Origin of the sequence: Mycobacterium ostraviense, assembly GCF_002705925.1 — a bacterium.
Classification (GTDB): domain Bacteria; phylum Actinomycetota; class Actinomycetes; order Mycobacteriales; family Mycobacteriaceae; genus Mycobacterium; species Mycobacterium ostraviense.
Genome location: NZ_NKRE01000003.1, coordinates 1 through 1,052, shown reverse-complemented (window position 1 = coordinate 1,052; position 1,052 = coordinate 1). Strand labels below are relative to the sequence as shown.

General features: G+C 77.1%; 1 protein-coding gene. It reads left to right on the top strand.

All coding sequences use genetic code 11. The features are described 5' to 3' along the window. A partial coding sequence (locus CDN38_RS29805) for a PGRS repeat-containing protein (RefSeq protein ID WP_368773223.1) occupies window positions 1–1,052 on the top strand: 1,052 nt, incomplete at both ends.

The following is a 1,052-nucleotide window of genomic DNA, read 5'->3' as shown; positions in this document are numbered from 1 at the left end:
GCATGCAGCAGTCACAGGACTCGGCGGGGCCGGCGGAATCGGTGGGGCCGGCGGACTGTTGGGCGCCGGCGGGGCCGGCGGCAGCGGTGGAACTAGCGCCACCGGCGTCGGCGCGGTCGGCGGGGCCGGCGGGAACGCCGGGCCGCTCGCCGGGCTGGTCGGCGCAACCGGCGGCCACGGCGGGGCCGGCGGACTAGGCACGGATGGGGGTTCCGGCGGCGCCGGCGGCGCCGGCGGCATGCTTGCCGGGCCGGGTGGCGACGGCGGGAACGGCGGTCTCGGCGGTACGGGCGTCGGAGGTGCTGGCGGCGCCGGCGGAAAGGCCGGCTTCCTGTTCGGCGCGGGTGGGGCCGGCGGGGCCGGTGGTATGAGCATTGCCGCCGGCGGAGGAACGGGCGGACACGGCGGCGACGCTGGCCTGCTGTTGTCCAGCGGCGGGGCTGGCGGTGCCGGCGGGATCGGCTCCGCGGTCGGTGGGGTCGGCGGGACCGGCGGCAATGCCGGCGTGATCGGCTTCGGCGGAGCCGGCGGCATCGGCGGGCAAGGCCTTCTTGGCAACGGAGGTGTCGGCGGAACCGGCGGCCGGGGCGGCCTGCTGTTCGGCAGCGGCGGTGCGGGCGGCGAAGGCGGCCAGAGCATCCCGATGTCGGGTGGTGTCGGCGGCACGGGCGGCAGCGCGGTGCTGATCGGCACCGCGGGTAATGGCGGTAACGGCGGGTTTGGCCCAACGATCGGCAGCAGCGGCGCCAGCGGCACCACTAGTCCACTGCAGCCGGTGTTCGACGTCATCAATGCACCCACCGAGGCACTGCTGAACCGCCCGCTGATCGGCAATGGGACTAATGGAGCCGCGGGCAGCGGACAACCTGGCACACCCGGCGGATTCCTGCTCGGCGACGGCGGGGCCGGCGGCTCCGGCGCGCAGGGTCAAAACGGCGGGGCCGGTGGCGCGGCCGGGCTGTGGGGCAGCGGCGGCGCCGGCGGCACCGGCGGGTTCTCGCTGACCGGTAGTAACGGCGGGACCGGTGGAGGGGGCGGCGCCGCTGCCCCAC